The organism is Paenibacillus sp. PL2-23, assembly GCF_040834005.1.
GTDB lineage: Bacteria > Bacillota > Bacilli > Paenibacillales > Paenibacillaceae > Pristimantibacillus.
Map to the genome: position 1 here is coordinate 3742282 of NZ_CP162129.1, position 20987 is coordinate 3763268.

Below are 20987 nucleotides of genomic sequence, written 5' to 3' on the forward strand. Positions count from 1 at the left end.
CTCCTAGTGAGCATTCCGCATGATTGCTTATGTATTCTCCTTCCCCATCGCATAATCCTGCATCCTTGCCCCAAGTTTCTTGATTTGCTAGACATGCAACCGGACATGCCAAGCATAAAGTGGTAGTATCTGCATGTCCGATCTCCGGCCTGCGGGGTACCTTGAAGGAGAAGAGGTCTTCGATCATGACGAAGCAAACGTTTATCAAAGGCGCCATGATCCTGCTCGCCGCAGGCATCGTCACTCGCCTGCTTGGCTTTGTGCCGCGAATCGCATTGCCGCGTATTATTGGCGCAGAAGGCGTAGGCATTTATCAGCTTGCTTATCCATTTCTTATCGTGCTGCTGACGATTATTACAGGCGGCATTCCGCTCGCCATTGCCAAGTGGATCGCGGAAGCGGAGTCGCAGGGCGACCATAAGCGGGTGAAGCATATTTTCCGAACGGCTATGCTGCTGACTGTAGCGATTGCTTCCGTCATGACGGCTGTTATGCTGCTGTTCGCGCCGCTCATTATTAAGCATGTGCTGCCGGATTCACGCGTGTATCGCGCATTCCTCATGATGAGCCCGCTTCTGTTGATTATTGGCGTATCATCCGTTTATCGGGGGTATTTTCAAGGCAGACAGAATATGATTCCAAGCGCTGTCTCCCAGCTGGTGGAAACCGTTGTTCGCATCATTGCGTCGCTGTTCTTCTCTTACCTGTTCCTTCCCTATGGCCTGGAATGGGCCGCGGCAGGAGCCATGCTGGGGGTGGTTGTCGGAGAGATTGGCGGCCTGCTTGTCATGCTGTGGAAATACGCTCAGGACAAGTCGCGCAAGGGGCAGAAGAGCAGCGCAGCCCAGTCGGCGGCGGAAGCACAAGGAGCCGAGGAAACTGGCGAGCGCACACCCGTCCTAAGGCGGCTCCTTGGCCTGTCCATTCCCGTAACGGGCAGTAAGCTTGTGGGCTCCTTGTCCTACCTGCTTGAGTCTATATTTACCGCCCGCAGCCTTGCCGCCGCCGGCATCATGACGGGCATAGCGACAGCTCAATACGGAGCGCTGCAGGGGATGATCATTCCCCTTCTGCTCCTGCCCACGGCTTTGACTTACTCCCTTGCGGTGTCGCTTGTCCCCTCTCTGTCGGAGGCCGCCGCGAACAATGACAAGCCGCTCATTCATAAGCGTCTTCATCAATCCATGCGCATTGCGCTTGTATCAGGCGCTCCCTTTGCGGTCGTCATGGGCTTGTTCGCCGAGCCTCTCTGCCGGCTTGTCTATGATCATCCGGAGTATGCCCCCATGCTTCAGATGATGGCGCCGGTGGCACTGTTCATTTATTTGCAGGCACCGCTGCAGGCTGCCCTGCAGGCGCTCGATAAGCCGGGCACGGCGCTGTTGAATACCTTTATCGGAGCAGCGATCAAGCTGGTGCTCATTGTGCAGCTGGCCTCCGATCCGGAGCTTGGCATCTATGGCGCGATTATCGCGATTAACGTCAATATTGTGCTTGTTACCGTCCTGCACGCCATCAGTGTGCTTCGTTTCATCGGCTTCCGTATGAAAGGCCTAGATTTCCTCAAAGTAGCAGCAGCCATGATCATGATGGGAGCCGGCGCGCAATGGATGATGAAGCATTCTCCGCTGCCCGCAGAATGGATGAGCCTAATGCTGGCATGCGGCGGGGGCGTCCTTCTCTATGTGCTGCTCATGATCTGGATGCGCATTATCGACCGGTATGATCTGGCTCGCATTCCTTGGCTCGGCACCTGGTTCAAGTAATTCGCTTCTGATTGACGTCCACGAACAGCTTGCCCTTGTGATCGATGGTGCAAAGGAATACATCCTTGAAATCCATGACCCCATGCGCTTGAAGCACGTTTTTGAGCCAAAATCTTGTTTTTTCAATTTTCATCAAATTATCATCCTGCACCTTGCCATCCATAATGAGCGGAATGGGAAGAATTTCGAACCGGAAGCCCGCAGGAATCAGCTTCTCCTTGCCCTTGGGCGGGGGCGTATGGCTGGACCTCTCCACATCCACATCTGGCGCCTCCTGGTCCGATTGCTCGGACGCGCCTCCCATCGCTCTCTCCTTGGGAATAATGGACAGCTTGCCGCTCGTTTCCAGAATGGCAAACTCCACATCCGCAACGGTTGTCAGCTTATTTTCCCGCAATTGCAGCATAAGATCGTCCAGGTTGTAGCGCTGCTTCCGCATTTCCTCCCGGTTAATTTTGCCCTTGGCGATAATGACGCTTGGCTTGCCGTCCAGCAGAAGCCTCATTTTGCGGTTATACATAGAGAGCAGAGCGGTTCCCACCTGAATCGCCATCAAAATGACCATAGGCACAATGCCTTCAATGAACGGCCGCTCCACATCCTCAATGACAATGACCGCAATCTCCGCCATCATAATGGAAATGACAAAGTCAAGCACGGTAAGCTTGCCGATCTCTCGTTTTCCCATAAAACGCATGATCAGAAACACAACAATATAAATCAATGTCGTACGGATCACTAAGCTGAACATATCCAAGTGATTAGCGCCTCCTCGGGTCAATGCATGCTGGCTGCTTGAGACCGCGTCAAGCTCGTACAGCTATTCTCCCCCTCGCGTACCACAACATACGAATTCGGAAAGCGCGAATAAATGGCAAAATATTTTGAGTCAAAAAACGTAAAAACGCGCCAGGACCTGTACTATTTGTGCCAGCTTGACCATAAGGATTAATCATACGTTAATCGTTATGAAGGAGGAATAGGATGAGTTCCGTCAAACAAGCTCCCAAGCGGCCCGCCATTGCCTCGCCGCTTTTGGCTGGAGTCGCATTTTCCATCATTTGGCTCGCCGCCGGCGCCCTTCTGCTGTCCTTACTGCTGCATTTCTCCAGTATGAAAGAAAGCGAGCTCAGCTCTTATACCCTGCTTGTTCACGCGTTTTCTGCGCTTGCAGGCGGCTTCACCGCAGGCAAACGCTCGGAGCGGAAGGGCTGGTATAACGGAGGACTGCTGGGTCTCGTCTATGGCATCATTGTTATGATTGTCAGCTTTCTCGCCGCCAATGCTGCACCTTCCTGGAATAGCGCAATGATATTGGGCGCGGCTTTGCTGGCTGGAGCCTTCGGTGGCATGATCGGCGTCAATCTTCGCAAATAATGCACAAAAAAAACGACCGGCAGTATGGAGCTGCCGGTCGTTTTATGTATTATTTGTCCACTGCTGCTGCAGGGGCGGAGCTTACGATCGTATTGACCGCGCTGCGCTCGAAGGTCATCTTCGTCGTATCGTTAACGCGGATGACTACCGTGTCGTCCGTCAGCTCCACGACAGTGCCGTGAAGACCGCCGATCGTTGTAATTTTGTCGCCTTTTTTGATTTGATTAAGCATGGCAGTACGCTGTTTGGATTTCTTCTGCTGCGGTCGAATCAGCAGGAAGTAGAACACGGCGAACATAAGAACAAATGGAAGAACGATGCTCCATATGCTTTGTTCCTGGCCTGCACCTGTTGCTTCAAATAATGTCATTGTATTTCCCCCTCTCAGAATCCTTTGTCACTATTATTAAGGCCGTACGACTCGAAGAAGGCATCCCTGAAGTCCAGAAGCCGGTCCTCTCTGATCGCTTGGCGCACGTCCCTCATGAGCTGCAATAAGAAGTGCAGGTTATGATAGGTGGTTAAGCGAATGCCGAACGTCTCGTCCGCCTTCAACAGATGGCGAATGTAGGCGCGCGAATAGTTCTGGCACGTGTAGCAGCTGCAGTTGGGGTCCAGCGGTCCCAAATCCTCGGCATATTTGGCATTGCGCACGACAAGACGACCGCCGCTGGTCATCGTTGTGCCGTTCCTAGCAATTCGCGTCGGCAGCACGCAATCGAACATATCGATGCCTCGAATAGAGCCTTCCACTAATGCGTCCGGTGACCCAACGCCCATCAGATAACGCGGCTTGTCCGCCGGCAGCTCTGGAACGGTGTAATCCAGCACCTCGTACATAAGATGCTTCGGCTCGCCAACGCTCAGTCCACCAATAGCATACCCCGGGAAATCCATGGAAGTCAAATCCCTGGCGCTCTGAATACGCAAATCCTTGTGCATGCCGCCCTGCACGATCGCGAACAATGCTTGATCCTGCGGTCTGGCATGCGCCTTGAGGCAGCGCTCCGCCCAGCGGGAGGTCCGCTCCGTGGACTGCTTAATATATTCATATTCCGCCGGATAAGGCGGGCATTCGTCGAAGGCCATCATAATATCCGGTCCAAGTGCATTCTGAATCTCCATCGCAACCTCGGGAGACAGGAACAGCTTGTCTCCATTCAGATGGGAACAGAAATGAACGCCTTCCTCCGAGATCTTCCTCATCTCGCTCAGACTGAATACTTGAAAGCCGCCGCTGTCAGTCAGAATGGGACGGTCCCAGTTCATAAATTTGTGCAGGCCGCCAGCGCGCTTCACGAGCTCATGTCCCGGACGAAGGAACAGGTGATACGTATTGCTCAGAATAATGTGCGCATCCATTGCCTTCAATTCCTCGGGACTCATCGTTTTGACCGTCGCTTGCGTGCCGACAGGCATAAACGTAGGCGTCTCGATCACGCCATGCGGAGTGTGCACGCGCCCCAGCCTGGCTCCCGATTGCTTGCATTGCTTGATGAATTCATATTTGACTGCCACTGTGTCACGCTTCCAATCCTGTAAGTTTAGTCGAAAATAAACATGGCGTCGCCGAAGCTGAAGAAACGGTATCTTCTTTCGATCGCCTCGCCATAGGCCTTCATAATAAGATCCCTGTCTGCCAGCGCGCTTACAAGCATCACAAGCGTCGATTTGGGCAGATGGAAGTTCGTCAGGAGCGCATTCACAAGCTGGAACTTGTACCCCGGATAGATGAAGATCGATGTCCATCCGCTGCACGCCTCCAGCGGCTTGTCCTGGAATCTTCCCGCCAGCGTCTCCAGCGTTCGCGCCGACGTGGTGCCGACAGCCACAATGCGGCGACCGTTCCGGGAAGCCTCATTCAACAGCTCTGCGTTCCGCTCGTCCAGCTCGTAATATTCGGCATGCATCTCATGCTCCTCTACCTTATCCACAGACATCGGGCGGAAGGTGCCCAGACCAACATGCAGGGTGACATAAGCCAGCACAACACCCTTGTCTTCCAGCTCCTGCAGGAATTGCTCCGTAAAATGCAGACCGGCAGTCGGCGCCGCCGCCGAGCCTTCATGACGGGAATATACCGTCTGGTATCTCTCCCGCTCCTCCAGCCTCTCCTTAATATAAGGAGGCAGGGGCATCTCCCCTAGTCGGTCAAGCAGCTCCTGGAAGATGCCTTCGTAACGGAAGCGAATGATGCGCGAGCCCATATCGCCTTCCTCCAACACCTCGGCCTCCATTAGCGCATTGCCGGTGCCATCGTCGCCAAAGGCTATAATAGAGCCCGTCTTGAGACGTTTTGCAGGCTTCGCCAGCGCTTCCCACCGATCGTCGCCCAGCTGCTTGAGCAGCAGCAGCTCCGCCTTGGCGCCTGTATCCTTCTTCATGCCCATCAATCTTGCGGGAATGACTCTCGTATTATTGAGCACAAGCACATCGCCCGCTCGCAGCTGCTCCGCCAAATCTGTAAACACGCCGTGCTGGATTTGTCCGTTCGCCTTGTTCAGCATAAGCAATCTGGAGGACGTCCTGTCCTGCAGCGGAGTCTGGGCAATAAGCTCCTCCGGCAATTCGAAATCAAACCAATCTACATTCATCTCTTATTCATTCCTTAGCTATCGTTATGCCTTTATAATAGTATTTCAAAATATATTCATAGTCATACCCCTGCTGAGCCAAGCCCAGCGCCCCGTATTGAGACAAGCCGACGCCATGGCCATTGCCTGTCCCGCTGAATGCAAATGCCGCGTCCTTGGTAGCCGCCCGAATCTCGCCTTCGCTGTTCAACGCATACAGATAGTCTCCCGAATAGGCTGCTGATTTGCCATCAGCTCCCATGACATATAATTTGCTGGAGCTATCGCTTTTGGTGGACACTTGGCCCTCAGCCCCCTGCACGACGACCTTGCCGGTCTCCTCCACCTGGAACAACGTGCTTGGCAGCGAGCCGCCTACGCCGAGAGCGGAACGAATGCTGTCTGACGAAGGAAGTCCCAGCTTCGTGCCGTTCACCGTAAGCTCCGTCGCCCGGCCTGATACCCCCTTGGCGCTGATCGCAAGCGACTTAATGGGCGTTGTAAGCTTCGGATTCGCTCTTGCATTAACAGTCGCCAGCAGCTCTTCACCCGTGAACGGTCCGCGAACCCAGCGCATGGGATTGGACTCCATGACACGCTCCAGCTCGATTACTCTTGCTCCCTGCTGGAGCTGCGTAATGACGGGAACCGATTCTTGAATGACGGGATGGCGGCGAAGGTTTGTCCCGCTCGACGTCAACTCCAGAATTCGGCTGCCGGCTGCCGTTGTCATGCCTGTATTTCTGACCAGATCCTCCCTTATATAACCAATCTGGCCTTCTGGCGTTACAATGCGATGCCAATGATACAGGTTTGCCTCCGAAGCTTCATCGGGGCTTGGCACGGATTGGAGATAAGGAATGGCATTCCCCCATATATCCCCCGCGTCAGCCGTTCTTCCTCCCGCACTGGAAGAGAATACGGCTTCAATCACCTTGCCGTTATAAAGCGCAACCTCCCCCTTCGTCGCCTCTACGGCTTCGGTTGTGGAGGGCTTCTCCACTCCCGTTCCATAATAAGCTTGGCTGAGCGTCGTATCCACCACATGAGCGATTCCGAACCCGAAGCCCTTGTTAAGCGCATAAGAACGGGCGGCGACTGCCTGCGCCTTCAGCGCCTCCAGCGGCCATGCCGCATACATCTCCGTCGCAACGACGGAATACAGATATTGCTCGAATGGCAGCTCGTTCACGACGGCCAGCTTGCCGTTATATGCGCTTAGCTCGAAGCTGCCTCTATAGGTTCGATTGAAGCGCTCCTGCAGCTGGATCGGCGCTTCTCCGAGCGGGGACAGCCAGGCCTTCATAGTGCCCGAAGGCAGCATATACAGCTCCTGGCTGGCATTCGCGTTGGCGGTATTGCCATAATCCGGGCGAATAAGCATATAGCTGGAGCTGGTATCCACAGGCTTCAGCGATGCGCCGCTTGGCGCTTTGGCTGCGGAGGCCTGAAGCTTGGCGAGCTCCTCCTGCGTCGCTGCTCCGCCGACCATAACAGAATAAGCTGCTCCGTTCGCAGCGCCTCTTACGGCGACATAGGCGTCAAATCCCGCTGCCCCGTATGAGATAGCCGAAGCCTGCGCCGCCTGCTTGCTTCCCAGCGGCGGAGTTTCAAGGCGCAGAGGACCATGAAGCTCCGGCTTGAAGCCTTGCAGCAGAGCTGACATCGCGGTGTCGGCATGGAGGCGGGCAAGAGCAGCTGTTGCTTCTGCCGAAGATAGGTACGCCCCTTCGAACACCTGATAATGGGGGGCTCCGTTCTTAATGACGGAGGTGACCGAAGCGGTGCCTTTGGCTCCAATGACATATTGATAGACGGCCCAGGCGCTTGCGAAGCTTTTGCTCTCCATGAGCTTCACCTTGTAATCGTCAAGTCCGATTCGAACAGCTTCGCCCCCCGGAATGGACAGCCAGTCTATGACCCCTTCAGGCAGTCTGACCCCAAGCTTCATGCCTTGGGCCGATTGGAAGGTTGCCGCTGGAATCGTCTGATCGTATTTGCCCGGGAGCGACAGATACATCGCTACCCGGATATCCTGAAGCGAAGGCACCGCTGCTTGAATAGGCACAGCCGTTATGGACGTAACCAGCACAAGCAGCGCTATGACGGTAAAGGTTAATTTTCTCCCATAATGCTTCATGATTACTGGTGCACTCCTCTCTAGTTGCGCTTAGGAAGCGGCAGACCAAGATGCTGGTAGGCGCCCTCCGTCGCAATGCGGCCTCTCGGCGTCCGCTGCAGAAAGCCGATCTGCATCAAATACGGCTCGTAAACATCCTCAATGGTCTGGCTCTCTTCCCCGATCGTTGCTGCAATGGTATCCAGACCGACTGGTCTGCCGGAGAACGTGGTCATCATCGCATGGAGCATCTTATGATCAATATGGTCCAGCCCCACAGGATCCACCTGCAGCAGCTCCAGTGCAGAACGAGCAATGTCGTGAGTGATAACACCGTCGCCGCGCACCTGCGCGAAGTCGCGCACTCGCTTGAGCAGCCGGTTGGCAATTCGCGGCGTTCCTCTGGAGCGCATAGCAATTTCAGTCGCTGCCTCTCCCACTATGGACACGTCCAATATTTCGGAGGCGCGGCTTACGATGAAGGCCAGCTCGTCCACTGTATAAAATTCCAGGCGACTGACGACGCCGAACCGGTCTCGCAGCGGCGCGGACAGGAGCCCGGCGCGAGTCGTGGCGCCAATGAGCGTGAAGGGCGGTAAGTCCAGTCGCACGGAACGAGCGCTAGGCCCTTTGCCAATCATAATATCCAGGCAGAAATCCTCCATCGCGGGATAGAGCACTTCCTCCACTGTGCGGTGCAATCTATGAATCTCGTCAATAAACAGTACGTCGCCTTCCTGCAGGTTCGTAAGCAGCGCGGCAAGATCGCCCGGCCGCTCGATAGCTGGACCGGATGTTGTTCTCAGATTAACGCCCAGCTCATTGGCGATAATGTTGGACAGCGTTGTTTTGCCAAGTCCCGGAGGTCCATACAGCAGAACATGATCCAGCGCCTCCTTGCGCATCTTGGCTGCTTCGATATAGATCGTGAGGTTCTCTTTCACCTTCGACTGGCCGATGTATTCGGCAAGATAACGAGGCCGCAGGCTCAGCTCCACGGCTTGCTCGTCCATCATCAGGTTGGCGGAAATGATTCGATCGTCCATTACTAGCTGTCCTCTCCTTTCCGTTACCCTTTGAACAGCTGCTGCAGCGCTCTCTTCATCAGAGTGTCAACCGTTTCATCCGGCTTCACGCTGTCCTGCAGCCCATTCCATGCTTTGTCCAGCTCCGCAGACGTATAGCCGAGCGCCGCAAGGCCTTCGCGCGCTTCCTTCCAAGCAGTGCCAGCGCCCTGCTGGCCCCCCGTGTCTCCCGCTAGCTCCGCTGCGAAGCCCGCTGCAGCCAGCGCGCCGCCATCCGCTACAGCACCGAACAGCTTGTCCTTAAGGTCCAATATCATACGCTGGGCCGTCTTCTTCCCGATGCCTGGCAGCTTCGTCAAGAAGCCGATATTCTCCCCCTGGACGGCAGCCACAATGGCTTCCGGCTTGCCAGCGGACAATACGCCAATCGCCACGCGGGGGCCGATGCCCGACACTTCCAGCAGCTTCCGGAACAGCGTCTGCTGCTCCCGCGATTCGAAGCCGAACAGCAGGATCGCGTCCTCCCTTACATAGTGGTGGATGTAGACGGTAACCGGCCCTTCCTTGGCGGCAAATGCATAAGGGCTCGGTACGAACACACGATACCCTACATCTCTGACGTCCATAACGATATATTCCGCTTCCATATGTACGATGGGACCCTTCAAAAAATCGATCATCGTTTGGACACCTCGTTTATCTTATTGGTCAGCACGGCGGAATGGGCATGGCAGATCGCCACAGCGAGCGCGTCCGCAACGTCGTCCGGCTTCGGAATCGCGGACAGCCTCAGGAACATTTTCACCATCTCCTGCACCTGCTTCTTCTCCGCTTTGCCGTAGCCTACAACCGACTGCTTCACCTGGAGGGGCGTATACTCTGCCACTGGCAGTCCCCTCTGCGCCGCCGCCAAAATAATGACGCCTCGCGCCTGCCCAACCGCAAACGCCGTTGTTACGTTCCGATTGAAGAACAGCTTCTCCACCGCAACGGAATCCGGCTTGTACCGATCCATCAGCGCGCCGGCCGATTCGTAAATTTGCACGAGCCGCTGCTCCTGGGGCGTATGCGCCTCCGTTGTAATGGCGCCATATTGCACGGGCGTTAGCTTATGACCGTTCTTATCTATAAATCCGAAGCCCGCGATCGCAATGCCCGGGTCTATGCCTAACACTCGCAAAACGCCATCTCCCACTCTAAGATTGCCTGCCCTCCATTATAACAAAAGATGATGGATATGAGAACGAATGTTTGATCATTTGGTGAACAGATATTGCAGAGGAGCGACATATGGTGTCGCTGTTGCAGGTGAGGAGGCGGGGTGAGGCGCTATAACGACACGTGGTGTCGTTGTTGCAGCTTTGGAGCAGCTAATTTGCTTTAGAGCGACACGTGGTGTCGTTGTTGCAAGCTAGGAGGCGGGGTGAGGCGCTATAACGACACGTGGGATCGTTGTTGCAGCTTTGGAGCAGCTAATTTGCTCCAGAGCGACACGTGGTGTCTTTGTTGCAGGCGAAGTGGCAGGTTGAGGCTCTATAACGACACGTGGGATCGTTGTTGCAGCTTTGGCGCAGCTAGTTTGTTCTGGAGCGACACGTGGTGGTGTCGTTGTTGCAGGCGAGGTGGCAGGTTGAGGCGCTATAACGACATGTGGAATCGTTGTTGCAGCTTTGGAGCAGCTAATTTGCTTTAGAGCGACACGTGGTGTCGTTGTTGCAAGCTAGGAGGCGGGGTGAGGCGCTATAACGACATGTGGAATCGTTGTTGTAGGCGAGGTGGCAGGTTGAGGCGCTATAACGACACGTGGGATCGTTGTTGCAGCTTTGGAGCAGCTAGTTTGTTCTGGAGCGACACGTGGGATCGTTGTTGCAGCTTTGGAGCAGCTAGTTTGCTCCAGAGCGACACGTGGTGTCGCTTCGCAGCATTCTAACTAATAGGCTTGATTCATAGCTTTTTCGTCGCGCTCCATGGCATAGTCGCTGTAAGTGGACAGGACGCTGTTATATTCATCCATATCGCTTACTCGAATTCCGGCATTCAGCTCGTCCAGCTGCTGCTTGGGCAGGCTGCTCTCCATATACCGTATATCCAGCTGGAAGAAGGTCCGCATAACCTTCTCTTCCTTGGGGATGCCATCGAACAGGGTGAAGTTCCCTTTTCTGTCTACTCCAAAATAAGCATGGGTTTTGCAATGATCCGACAAATCCTCAATACGCTCGGTCAGCATAACGGTCCGCTCGTCCTGATCTAACGCGCTGCTCCATTCGGAATGCTCGCGAAGCAAGCTTATTACCTGATCAGGCTTAAGCGGGCCCAGCGCTTCCGTCTCTTCTCCGCATATATATACGCGGCGCAGCAGAACCGGAACCGTTTCATTTGTACTCTCCAAATAACGACTGATTGCGGAGGATGCATTAGGCTCGGCATGAGCCGTTGCTCCTGTCGCGAACAGGCAGCCGAACAGCCATAACGCAATCCCGCCCAAAGTCCAAAGTGGTTTGCGGTTACGGCGTAATCTGCGTTTTAATTGCTTCCACAAGCTGAATGCCATCATGAGGAAGACCCCTTTTTTTGCGTTTTAAGATAGTCTGCGCCATGATTACATAATTATGCAAAAAAATCGAGCTCCCCCAACACGAGGAGCCCGATTCTTGCATTTAGCTTAACAAGCGTTATACGATTAACGGTTCAGCCAAGGGCGGCTTTCGCCCGATGACTTTTTTTTCGGACGGGGTGCGATTGTACGAATTACTGCTTTTTTAGCTTTTTTACGAGGCTTGGAGGCTGTTGTTTTTGTTTTGCTGCTCCCGACCAGCTCTTCCTCGCGTTTGCCGCCGCAGCCGCAATCCTCACTGCCGCCGGTCGCGGGCGCAGGCTGATTGGACCATACCGGATAGGGATAACCGGTTGGATAGCCGCTAATGTATCCGGAGTAACCTGGTGCCGGGTACATGGCCGAATATTCATGGAAGGAGCCATGCGCCATCGGCGTTACCATGCCCGCGTTCGGGTTCGACGACAGCGGCGATACCATGCTCGCGTTCGGGTTCGACGACAGCGGCGATACCATGCCTGCATTCGGGTTCGATGACAGCGGCGTTACCATACCCGCGTTCGGATTCGACGACAGCGGCGATACCATGCCCGCGTTCGGGTTCGATGACAGCGGTGTTACCATGCCCGCATTCGGGTTCGATGACAGCGGCGATACCATGCCTTTGTGAGGTCCTTCCGACAGCGGCATGACGGAATGGCCGTAGCCCCACACCGGACCTGCTGAATATGGCATCATGCCAGGCGCTGGGTAGCCCGCAGGATACATGCCCGGGGGACAATCGTACGGATACATAGCAGGCGTGTCGCTGAGCGGACCCATGTTGGATGGAGCGCCAGCTTGGTAAGGCATAATATTCGGCGAATCCTGCATGCTCATTGCTTCTGTAGCCGGCACCTGGTACTGCTGGAACAAATCCACGCTTTCCATATAGTTCGAATGCATTGGTGTAACCTTTGTTTCGATTGGCTTCTCGATCGGCAGGGCCTTCTTCCCGGCATATGGCATCACTTTAGTAGCTGGAGCCACATTGGAGAGCGGAGCCATATTGTCCGCCATGGCCCCCATGTTGCCTACGCTAAGAGGCGAGACGTTGCCTGTTGCCATTGGCGATACGTTCGACAGCGGCGATACGTTGCCTGTTGCCATTGGCGATACGTTCGCAAGAGGCGAGACGTTGGCCTCAGATGCCGGTAATGTTTTGCCAGTTGACAGAGGTGCAACATTCGACTTTAGCGGTGAAATATCACCCGTTGCGAGCGGCGCATATTGCGGCGAGTTTGGCGTAATATCTCCTGTTGCCAGCGGAGAAACGTTAGCACCCGACAACGGCATCATTTTACCCGTTGACAGGGGCGCTATATTAGCCGAGTTTGGCGGCGTCTTGCCTGTCGACAACGGCTCGACCTTGGAAGCCAGTGGCTCCACTTTGGACGCCAGTGGCTCGACCTTGGACGCCAATGGCTCCACTTTAGACGCCAGCGGCTCGACCTTGGACGCCAATGGCTCCACTTTGGACGCCAGTGGCTCGACTTTGGACGCCAGCGGCTCCACTTTGGACGCCAGCGGCTCGACCTTGGACGCCAGCGGCTCGACCTTGGACGCCAATGGCTCCACTTTTGGCTCCGATTTTTTTTGCGCGGGCTCTACCTTTGCCGCAGGCGGCTTAGGAGCTGGCGCTGGGGGCACCGGGGACACAATTGGAGCGGTTGGCGTTTTTTCGGAAGCAAAGCCTGTGAACGTCTTGCCGATCACCGGAGCTGTAGACAGCTTGCCGACAACGCCCTGTACGCTTTGCATAAGGGAAGACGGGCTGAGGGGATGAGTTGGCGTTTTGCCTGGCACGCTCTGCGCGCCAAAAGCAGCCGGCACCTGAGCGTCAGCCTTCGGGATGTTAACAATCTCGCCGGTCAGCAGCACGTTGGGGTTTTTAAGATGCGGATTGGCATGAATCATCGTCGCCAGCGGAACGCCCCAAGCTTTGGACAGCTTCCACATCGTATCTCCCTGCTTCACGACATGCTGGTGCATAATGTCCATGCCATGCACGCCCTGATGCCCTCCGCTGCTGGAAGGAACTTTGATCTTCATGCCGATCTCCAGCACATCCGGATTTGTAATGCCCGGGTTCAATGCCAGGATCTCTTCGACTGAAACCTTGTACTTCTGGCCGATGAAGTATAAGGTATCGCCTTTTTTGACCATATGGATTTTCACTTCGCCGACAACCTCCTGTCACGTTCTGAATAACCTGGCACGGCTAATGCCTGTTATCAATCTCTACATCCTATGCAGAACATGGGCAGGTGTCGCCACTTTCCATTGAAAAAATCGCCGATGCTTGTACCTTTTCATCCCAGTTGCCCCTTAGCGATCCCTCTCATGCTGAAAAATCCTCTATCGAGGCCTTTCAGAGATGAGCCATCGTGTCATCATCTCGACCGGGCGTTCTAACGGTCAAAAAAATCCTTTTAGACTAGTCAAATTGGCCATCCAAAGTTGTAACGGACATTTTCGAATGTTAGAACGACAATGGAGGTAAAGTCGGTGCGTTTAGGAGGGCTAAGCGTCCAGTTTGACCGTTACAGGCTGGAAAGCGCTAAGCTCGAGCTCTAAGCGCATTTTTTGAGCGTTAGCGTCATGGCGTTCGAACCGCGAAATCAATTCTATAACTACAAAAAAGACCCCTCGCCATATCGGCAAAGGGCCTCCACTCATCCTAACGATATCAATTAGCCGTAAACCTTCACGCCGTCAACCGTCACCATAGCACGGAATTCCTTGAGCAGATGCGTCGTGATAGGACCGGCTTGTCCGGAGCCAATGGTGCGTCCGTCTACTTCCCGAACGGCAATGACCTCAGCAGCCGTACCGGTGAAAAACACCTCATCCGCGACATATACATCATGCAGCGTAAACGGCTCTTCCTTCAGCTTGTAGCCAAGCTTGCCGCATAGCTCCATAATCGCGCCCCGCGTTATGCCTTCCAGCGCGCCAACGTAGCAAGGCGGCGTGAACACCGTGCCGTTCTTAATAATAAAGATGTTGTCGCTGGATCCCTCCGCCACATAGCCTTGAGAGTTAAGCATAATGGCTTCGCCGACGCCGGCGAGATTCGCTTGGATTTTGACCAATATATTGTTCAAGTAATTAAGCGACTTGATCTTCGGATTAAGAGCGTCTGGAATGTTGCGGCGCTGGGACACAGATACCGACACAAGACCATTCTTGTAGGCTTCCTCCGGATAAATGGCAAGCTGCTCCACAATGATGATGACCCATGCCGAAGGGCAGCGCTTGGGATCCAATCCCAGATTGCCGGGACCGCGGGACACAACAAGACGGATATAGCCGTCACGCAGTCCATTGCGGCGAATCGTCTCCACGAGCGCATCCTGCATCTCGTCAATCGTCAGCGGAATGTCCAGCATAATGGATTTGGCGGAATCGTACAGGCGGTCCAGATGCTCCTTGCACTTAAAGATATTGCCGTCATAAATGCGAATGCCTTCAAATATGCCATCTCCGTACAGGAAGCCGTGGTCATAGACCGAAATTTTGGCGTCTTCCTTCGTCACAAAATCACCATTCAAATATATCCATTGCTGTGCCATGCTAGCTCTTACACCTCCGAAGTGTATGTCTATCTATTAGGATAACTGCTCGTAAGTAAAGCTTGGGTAACAGCCCAGCACCCGAATCTGACAGCCGATAGCTTCAATTTCCTGCAAGGCGGCGGGCAGAAGCACGGACTCCAGAGACATCTCGATTTCGATATAAAAATAATAATTGCCCAGCTTCTTCTTCGTCGGTCTCGACTCAATGCGCGACAGGTTGATGCGCCGCCACGCGAAGGCGGACAGCACCTGATGAAGCGCCCCTGGATAATCCTCCGGCAGCGTGACGAGTATGCTCGTCTTCACCCGCTCCGAGGTTCGGGCGGTATACGGCTTGTTGCCAACCAGCATGAACCGGGTATAGTTGTTGTCATGATCCGTAATTTCCGTCGCCAGCAGGTCCAGATCGTTGTTCGAAGCCGCAATACGTGTGCCGATTGCGGCAATGCCTTCACCGGGATGCTCGCGTACAATACGTACAGCCTCAGCCGTGCTGCTTACCGGCTCTGTCTCGACGCCGGGAAGATGAGCGCGCAGAAACTGCAGGCACTGAGCGATGGCAACGGGATGGCTGAGCACCTTCTTGATACGGGTAAGCTCCAGCCCACCGTCGTTGTTCAATAGCTCGGCCTTGCGTCCGATCAGGTTCTGGATGGAGGGATATACCCATTCCGCCTGCATCGGTAGATCCACCTCATGCACCAGCCAATCCATGTGCAGACTGACGGAGCCTTCAATCGTATTCTCGATGGGAATGACGCTGTAGTCGCTAATGCCATTCACAGTGGATTGGAACACGTCCGCGATCAGGCGATGGTGCTTCCACTCCACCTGATCCTCTACCGCGAACAAATGCTTGGCGGCTTCGTCCGACACAGAGCCAGCCGGCAATAATGCTATCGTCTTCATGCTCTGACTTCTCCTTTGATTCGATCCATCAGCGTGAGCCGCGCGCCGCCAGAAGCGGAGCCGTCCCACTCCTCTACCGTTGCCTCCGCCCCGCTGCTGCAAGGCGACAACCACAACGTCTCGGCTTGGATGCCTTCCTTCGCCAGCGTCGACTTCAGAAACTCCGCAAGCGCGGCTTTCTTCTCGCCGCTTGCGCCGTCCACGAACGCGATCAGCGTCGGCCCAGCTCCGCTGAGCGCCGCTCCAAGCGCGCCGTAATCCGCGGCGCGCTCCAGAATCTCCGCCATGCCAGGAATCAGCGCTGCACGATAAGGCTGGTGCAGCCGATCCTTCATCGCATGGCGGATCAGCTCCAGCTCACCGCTGGCCAGCGCCGCGACGAGCAGCGAGCTCCGGCCGACGTTGAATACCGCGTCGGCCATGGACACCGTAGAAGGCAGCGCATGGCGCGCCTTCTCCGTCGCCAGCTGGAACGCTGGAATGGCGACCAGCGTCTCCAGCCTCTCATGCGGCTCGATCCGCGCGTAATGCGCCTCCGAGCCATCCCAGGCGGATACGACAATGCCGCCGAACAGCGACGCGCCGACATTGTCGGGATGGCCTTCCAGCTCCGTAGCGATCTGGAACAGCTTGTGCTTGCTCAGCGGGCTGCCTATCAGCTCGTTTGCGGCCACCAGCGCGCCCACAATAGCGGAAGCGCTGGAGCCAAGACCTCTTGCAAGCGGAACGTCGCTGTACATGGAGATGGCAAGCTCCGGCACGCTTACTCCCGCTTCCTGGAACACAAGCTGAGCCACCTTGAACAGCAGGTTGGATTTGTCGCGAGGCAGGCTATCCATGCCGTCGCCATAGAATGCAAACGTCGTTTCTCCCGACTCCGGAATGGACATCTCAATCCAGCCGTAGAGCGACAGCGCCATGCCTAGCGTGTCGAAGCCCGGACCCAGATTGGCGGTGCTGGCGGGAACCTTTACAATGACTCTGCGATCCTTCATCCCATTAACCTTCAACACGGTAGACGCTTTTTACTTTGTGAACAACATCCAGCGATTCGAATTCGCCAATAACCTTCTGGATGGCTGCCTTGCTCGCGTCATGCGTAATAATAATAATTTCCGCCTCTGGATTGCTTGGATTCGGCTGCTGCAGCACAGACTCCAGGCTGACCTCGAAGTCCGCGAACACTTGCGTAATGCGGGCAAGCACGCCTGCGCGGTCCGCTACATGCAGCAGAAGGAAATATTTGGACGAGATCTGCTCGTCGGTTTTGAGCTTCTTCTCCTTGTACGCCACGGCGCCTTGCTTGCCATTGACGCCAAGCTTCAGGTTTTTGACGACGGCCACAAGGTCGGCCACAATCGACGTAGCTGTAGGCAGCTCGCCTGCGCCCGCGCCGTAGAACATCGTCTCGCCAACCGCTTCGCCGTACACATATACGGCATTGAAGACTCCGTTAACGGAAGCGATAGGATGCGATTGCTTCACCATCGTCGGTTGGACGCTGATGCTGATCAGATCGTCCTGACGCTCCGCGATGCCAAGCAGCTTCAGCTCGTAGCCAAGACGCTTGGCGTACAGAATATCCTCCTTGCTGACGGAAGAGATTCCCTTCGCCGACACATCCTCCAGCGCAACGTTGGAGCGGAAGCCCAGCGTTGCCAGAATCGTCATTTTGCGCGCTGCATCAAGTCCTTCGACATCGGAGGTCGGATCCGCTTCCGCGTAGCCCAGCTCCTGCGCTTCCTTCAGCACATCGCCGTACGAAGCGCCCTCTTGGCTCATCTTGGTCAGAATGTAGTTGGTTGTGCCGTTTACGATACCCATAATTTTGGTAATGCGGTCGGAGGAGAAGCCCTCCACCAGCGTACGCAGAATCGGAATACCGCCCGCCACGCTTGCCTCATACAAGACATCGCAGCGATGCTCCTGCGCCTTGGCCAAAATTTCCGGTCCGTGCAACGCCATCAGATCCTTGTTCGCCGTTACAACATGCTTGCCGAGCGACAGCGCTTCGAGAATATACTCCTTCGTTCCCGCGATTCCGCCCATCACTTCCACGATCACGTCGATTTCCGGGTGGCGGATAATTTCCCACGGGTCCTCCGTCAGCTTATCCGGCGATACCGAAATGCTGCGGGACTTGCTCTTATTCTGCACCAGTACCTTCTCAATCATGATAGGGGAGCCCACCTGGCTCTGCAAATCCTCCTGATGGCCTTCCACAATGCGCACCACGCCTGTTCCCACTGTGCCTAATCCCAATAAACCAACCTTTACCGGCTTCATATATACCCTCCGCTTACCTTCGATTTTAACCGCGCCCGATGATCGCCGCTTTCCGCACGCCGGACTGGCCCTTCAGCGCTTCAATGAGGTCCGAGGCGTCCCCTGCGACCTGCGACACATCCACTGACAGCACCACGTTGGCGTAGCCCTGCAGCGGAATGCTCTGATTCATCGTGAGCACATTCCCTTCCTTTGCGGCGATTAAGCCCAGAACGCTGGACAAGACCCCTGCCCGATGCTCCAAATCCATGGCAATCGTAACGATTCTCTCCTGCGTCATTTCGTTCAGCTCGTATATGCCATCCTTGTATTTGTAGAAGGCGCTTCGGCTTAGACCTGCCCGGTCGACGGCTTCATGCACGGTCGTCGCCTTGCCGCTCGCCAGCATCTCCTTGGCCTGAATCGTCTTCTGTAACGCTTCCGGCAAAATGTCCTCCCGAACGACATAATAGCGATCAGCCACTTTCGTCCTCCTTAAAAAGACAATTGTACACCTATAGTGGACATTATATCGAAAGCAGCGCTCTACGGCAATAGGCTTTCAAGAAAAAAGACGACTTGCGTCGTCTATTGTCTCTAATCGTAAGGGTTATAATCACTGCCTTCAAAAAATTCAAACGCAAAGTCCGCAACCTGCACCATGTCGCCGTCCTTTGCCCCAGCCTTGCGCAGCGCGTCGTCAACGCCAAGCCTGCGCATTGTGCGCGCGAATCGCATCACCGCATCGTACGAGTTGAGATTCATCCGTTTCATCATACGAGCGATGCCTTCGCTCTCCACGACAAAGATTTCGTCTTCGCGATGGATGGTGAACGTGATATCTTCCTTCTTCTCGTAGCTGTATACCTTACGCTCCTCGATTTCCTTCACTTCCTCGACCTCGGCGTTCACCGCGATCGTATCCAGCAAGTCAGCCGCTTTGTACAGCAGCTCCTGAATGCCCTGCTTGGTCAGCGAAGATATCGGCACGATCTGATGCACCCGCTCCTCGCCCAGCGCCTCCAGCTGCTCCTTGAAGAAAGCGAGCTGCTCCTCCGCCTCCGGCATATCCATCTTGTTCGCCGCAATAATCTGCGGACGCTCCGCAAGCTTCGCGTTGTACAGCCTCAGCTCCGCGTTAATCTTCTGCCAGTCGTCGAACGGATCTCTGCCCTCGGACGCCGCCATGTCGACGACATGAATGATAACCCTCGTCCGCTCCACGTGACGGAGAAACTCGTGTCCGAGCCCAACGCCTTCATGAGCACCTTCGATTAAGCCCGGCAAATCCGCCATGACAAAGCTGCGGCCGTCGCCAACTTCGACCACGCCAAGGTTGGGGGTAATCGTCGTGAAGTGATACGCTCCGATCTTCGGCTTTGCGCCAGATACGACGGACAGAAGCGTCGATTTGCCAACGCTCGGGAACCCGACAAGCCCGATATCCGCCATTACCTTCATCTCCAGCACAACCCAGCGTTCCTGGCCCTCCTCTCCGTTCTCCGAAATATAAGGAGCCGGATTGGTCGCCGTTGCGAACCGGATGTTGCCCCGACCGCCGCGTCCGCCCTTGGCAACAACTACCTGCTGGCCATGCCTGGTCATATCGGCTATAATCTCGCCGGAATCGTCATCTATGATGACTGTACCCGGTGGAATACGTACGATAGTGTCTTCCGCGCTGGCGCCGTGCATGCCCTTGACCTTCCCGCGCTCGCCGCGCTCCGCCTTGAAATGCTTCTGATAGCGGAAATCCATCAGCGTGCGCAAGCCTTCATCCACGCGGAAGATCAGATCGCCGCCGTTGCCGCCGTCTCCACCCGCAGGACCGCCGTTCTCCACATACTTCTCTCGACGGAACGATACGATGCCATCACCGCCGTCTCCGCCTTTTACAAAAATTTTCGCCTTATCGACAAACATGTCTTGCCTCCGTTCAAACCCGCATTTCCGCCTTTAGCAGCACCATAGAGCCATTGGGCTCCGTGCCTTCCAGCCGCAGGGGCGCGCCGTCCAGCTGCTGTTTCAAATTCTGATTCCAATGCTGCTCATTGATGAGCTCGCCTTCATAATAAAATGCCGCGTACAGAGCTTCCCCGTCCCTGCTTAACACCAGGCGCAGCACGGATGCTCCACCCGCCTCCGCCTTGGCGGCCAGGCGGTATGTGTTAATGGTATGTATCAGCGTCTCCGCGACAGCCTCGCTGTCCAAATCCAGCTCATTCAAATGAAGCTCTTCCTGAACCTCTACGTCGAGCTGCAGAGAGCTTGACATCGTGCGGAAGGATTGGATAAAACTGACCAATGACGGCACGCCAAGCTTGGCAACCGCGCTCTCCGCGAGCATTCTTTCTCTTATTCTCTCCACGTAGGCAATGGTCTTATCCAACTTGCCCAGTCTCATATAGCCGAACAATACCTGCAGGTCATTCATCCAATCATGACGATGGTGGTTAAGCGTGCGAATGCCTGAGCTTTGCATGGCTGCAATCGTACGAGTCAGCCTCTCCTGATGCTCTTTGCGTTCTTCACGAATCCAGAATGCGGCAACAGCGGCAATCCATACAAGGAAAATCGCGTTCAGCCACATCGTTCCGGGCCACGCCAGAACCGCGCCGCCAGGCAGCAATGCCGTTGCGGCCGCAAGCTGCTTCGCCGTCATTAAGCGTCCCATGTCCAAGAACCTGCCTTTTTCTGATTTCCTAGCTTATCCAGTATACCATGACGAAGAGCCGAGGTCATCCGCAGGATGAGAAAAACCCCGACCTAGCAATGCCGGCCG

The 20987-nt window shown here is 55.1% G+C and carries 19 protein-coding genes; 2 read left to right on the forward strand and 17 right to left on the reverse strand.

Annotated elements, in window-relative coordinates; all coding sequences use genetic code 11:
- Positions 1–185 precede the first annotated feature (185 nt).
- Positions 186–1766, forward strand: a complete 1581-nt coding sequence (gene spoVB / locus AB1S56_RS16415; protein ID WP_340869495.1) for a stage V sporulation protein B — start codon at positions 186–188, stop codon at positions 1764–1766.
- Here the strand turns inward: spoVB and AB1S56_RS16420 are convergent.
- Positions 1759–2517, reverse strand: a complete 759-nt coding sequence (locus tag AB1S56_RS16420) for a DUF421 domain-containing protein (protein ID WP_340869586.1) — start codon at positions 2515–2517, stop codon at positions 1759–1761. The genes spoVB and AB1S56_RS16420 overlap by 8 nt on opposite strands.
- Positions 2518–2750: 233 nt before the next feature.
- Between AB1S56_RS16420 and AB1S56_RS16425 the strand changes: the two genes are divergently transcribed.
- Entirely contained in the window at positions 2751–3143 is a 393-nt protein-coding gene (locus AB1S56_RS16425) for a TIGR04086 family membrane protein (RefSeq protein ID WP_340869493.1), read from the forward strand.
- A gap of 49 nt (positions 3144–3192) precedes the next feature.
- On the opposite strand, the gene yajC is transcribed toward AB1S56_RS16425, so the two are convergent.
- The 16 genes from yajC to AB1S56_RS16505 all read right to left on the reverse strand — a co-directional run bounded on the left by yajC (position 3193) and on the right by AB1S56_RS16505 (position 20879).
- Positions 3193–3513 (reverse strand): preprotein translocase subunit YajC, encoded by a 321-nt coding sequence (gene yajC / locus AB1S56_RS16430; RefSeq protein ID WP_340869492.1) that lies wholly within the window; start codon positions 3511–3513, stop codon positions 3193–3195.
- Between the two features lie 14 nt (positions 3514–3527).
- Positions 3528–4661, reverse strand: a complete 1134-nt coding sequence (tgt, locus tag AB1S56_RS16435; protein ID WP_340869490.1) for a tRNA guanosine(34) transglycosylase Tgt — start codon at positions 4659–4661, stop codon at positions 3528–3530.
- Between the two features lie 26 nt (positions 4662–4687).
- Complete coding sequence (gene queA, locus AB1S56_RS16440) at positions 4688–5737, reverse strand: tRNA preQ1(34) S-adenosylmethionine ribosyltransferase-isomerase QueA (protein WP_340869488.1); 1050 nt, start codon at positions 5735–5737, stop codon at positions 4688–4690.
- A 7-nt stretch (positions 5738–5744) separates the two neighbouring features.
- Positions 5745–7856 (reverse strand): SpoIID/LytB domain-containing protein, encoded by a 2112-nt coding sequence (locus AB1S56_RS16445; RefSeq protein ID WP_340869485.1) that lies wholly within the window; start codon positions 7854–7856, stop codon positions 5745–5747.
- 20 nt (positions 7857–7876) lie between these two features.
- Positions 7877–8881 carry a Holliday junction branch migration DNA helicase RuvB gene (gene ruvB, locus AB1S56_RS16450; protein WP_340869484.1) on the reverse strand — a complete coding sequence of 335 codons (1005 nt, stop codon included), beginning with the start codon at positions 8879–8881 and terminating at the stop codon, positions 7877–7879.
- A gap of 23 nt (positions 8882–8904) precedes the next feature.
- Positions 8905–9540 carry a Holliday junction branch migration protein RuvA gene (gene ruvA / locus AB1S56_RS16455; RefSeq protein WP_340869482.1) on the reverse strand — a complete coding sequence of 212 codons (636 nt, stop codon included), beginning with the start codon at positions 9538–9540 and terminating at the stop codon, positions 8905–8907.
- Positions 9537–10040, reverse strand: a complete 504-nt coding sequence (gene ruvC / locus AB1S56_RS16460) for a crossover junction endodeoxyribonuclease RuvC (RefSeq protein ID WP_340869480.1) — start codon at positions 10038–10040, stop codon at positions 9537–9539. The genes ruvA and ruvC overlap by 4 nt, the downstream gene beginning before the upstream one ends.
- A gap of 750 nt (positions 10041–10790) precedes the next feature.
- On the reverse strand, positions 10791–11414 hold the full coding sequence (locus AB1S56_RS16465; protein WP_340869479.1) for a BofC C-terminal domain-containing protein: 624 nt from the start codon (positions 11412–11414) through the stop codon (positions 10791–10793).
- Between the two features lie 126 nt (positions 11415–11540).
- On the reverse strand, positions 11541–13631 hold the full coding sequence (locus AB1S56_RS16470; RefSeq protein WP_340869478.1) for a LysM peptidoglycan-binding domain-containing protein: 2091 nt from the start codon (positions 13629–13631) through the stop codon (positions 11541–11543).
- A gap of 515 nt (positions 13632–14146) precedes the next feature.
- Complete coding sequence (gene ilvE, locus AB1S56_RS16475) at positions 14147–15028, reverse strand: branched-chain-amino-acid transaminase (protein ID WP_340869476.1); 882 nt, start codon at positions 15026–15028, stop codon at positions 14147–14149.
- Between the two features lie 36 nt (positions 15029–15064).
- On the reverse strand, positions 15065–15940 hold the full coding sequence (gene pheA / locus AB1S56_RS16480) for a prephenate dehydratase (protein WP_340869474.1): 876 nt from the start codon (positions 15938–15940) through the stop codon (positions 15065–15067).
- The gene (gene thrB / locus AB1S56_RS16485) at positions 15937–16935 is read right to left on the reverse strand and encodes a homoserine kinase (protein ID WP_340869472.1); all 999 of its coding nucleotides are present in this window, start codon (positions 16933–16935) and stop codon (positions 15937–15939) included. Before thrB ends, pheA begins: the two co-directional genes overlap by 4 nt.
- 4 nt (positions 16936–16939) lie before the next feature.
- A complete protein-coding gene (locus AB1S56_RS16490) occupies positions 16940–18226 on the reverse strand; it encodes a homoserine dehydrogenase (RefSeq protein WP_340869469.1) in 1287 nt (428 codons plus the stop codon).
- Between the two features lie 25 nt (positions 18227–18251).
- Positions 18252–18689, reverse strand: coding sequence for an ACT domain-containing protein (locus tag AB1S56_RS16495; RefSeq protein ID WP_340869467.1), 438 nt, complete (start codon positions 18687–18689; stop codon positions 18252–18254).
- 113 nt (positions 18690–18802) lie between these two features.
- Positions 18803–20128 carry a GTPase ObgE gene (obgE, locus tag AB1S56_RS16500; protein ID WP_340869466.1) on the reverse strand — a complete coding sequence of 442 codons (1326 nt, stop codon included), beginning with the start codon at positions 20126–20128 and terminating at the stop codon, positions 18803–18805.
- A 13-nt stretch (positions 20129–20141) separates the two neighbouring features.
- The gene (locus AB1S56_RS16505) at positions 20142–20879 is read right to left on the reverse strand and encodes a Spo0B domain-containing protein (RefSeq protein WP_340869465.1); all 738 of its coding nucleotides are present in this window, start codon (positions 20877–20879) and stop codon (positions 20142–20144) included.
- Positions 20880–20987: the final 108 nt, after the last annotated feature.

What these genes read in the sequence shown, in the direction of transcription:
- spoVB (WP_340869495.1), top strand. Translation starts at nt 186, where the DNA reads ATGACGAAGCAAACGTTTATCAAAGGCGCCATGATCCTGCTCGCCGCA.
- AB1S56_RS16420 (WP_340869586.1), bottom strand. Translation starts at nt 2,517, where the DNA reads ATGTTCAGCTTAGTGATCCGTACGACATTGATTTATATTGTTGTGTTT.
- AB1S56_RS16425 (WP_340869493.1), top strand. Translation starts at nt 2,751, where the DNA reads ATGAGTTCCGTCAAACAAGCTCCCAAGCGGCCCGCCATTGCCTCGCCG.
- yajC (WP_340869492.1), bottom strand. Translation starts at nt 3,513, where the DNA reads ATGACATTATTTGAAGCAACAGGTGCAGGCCAGGAACAAAGCATATGG.
- queA (WP_340869488.1), bottom strand. Translation starts at nt 5,737, where the DNA reads ATGAATGTAGATTGGTTTGATTTCGAATTGCCGGAGGAGCTTATTGCC.
- AB1S56_RS16445 (WP_340869485.1), bottom strand. Translation starts at nt 7,856, where the DNA reads ATGAAGCATTATGGGAGAAAATTAACCTTTACCGTCATAGCGCTGCTT.
- ruvB (WP_340869484.1), bottom strand. Translation starts at nt 8,881, where the DNA reads ATGGACGATCGAATCATTTCCGCCAACCTGATGATGGACGAGCAAGCC.
- ruvA (WP_340869482.1), bottom strand. Translation starts at nt 9,540, where the DNA reads ATGATCGATTTTTTGAAGGGTCCCATCGTACATATGGAAGCGGAATAT.
- AB1S56_RS16465 (WP_340869479.1), bottom strand. Translation starts at nt 11,414, where the DNA reads ATGATGGCATTCAGCTTGTGGAAGCAATTAAAACGCAGATTACGCCGT.
- ilvE (WP_340869476.1), bottom strand. Translation starts at nt 15,028, where the DNA reads ATGGCACAGCAATGGATATATTTGAATGGTGATTTTGTGACGAAGGAA.
- pheA (WP_340869474.1), bottom strand. Translation starts at nt 15,940, where the DNA reads ATGAAGACGATAGCATTATTGCCGGCTGGCTCTGTGTCGGACGAAGCC.
- thrB (WP_340869472.1), bottom strand. Translation starts at nt 16,935, where the DNA reads ATGAAGGATCGCAGAGTCATTGTAAAGGTTCCCGCCAGCACCGCCAAT.
- AB1S56_RS16490 (WP_340869469.1), bottom strand. Translation starts at nt 18,226, where the DNA reads ATGAAGCCGGTAAAGGTTGGTTTATTGGGATTAGGCACAGTGGGAACA.
- obgE (WP_340869466.1), bottom strand. Translation starts at nt 20,128, where the DNA reads ATGTTTGTCGATAAGGCGAAAATTTTTGTAAAAGGCGGAGACGGCGGT.
- AB1S56_RS16505 (WP_340869465.1), bottom strand. Translation starts at nt 20,879, where the DNA reads ATGGGACGCTTAATGACGGCGAAGCAGCTTGCGGCCGCAACGGCATTG.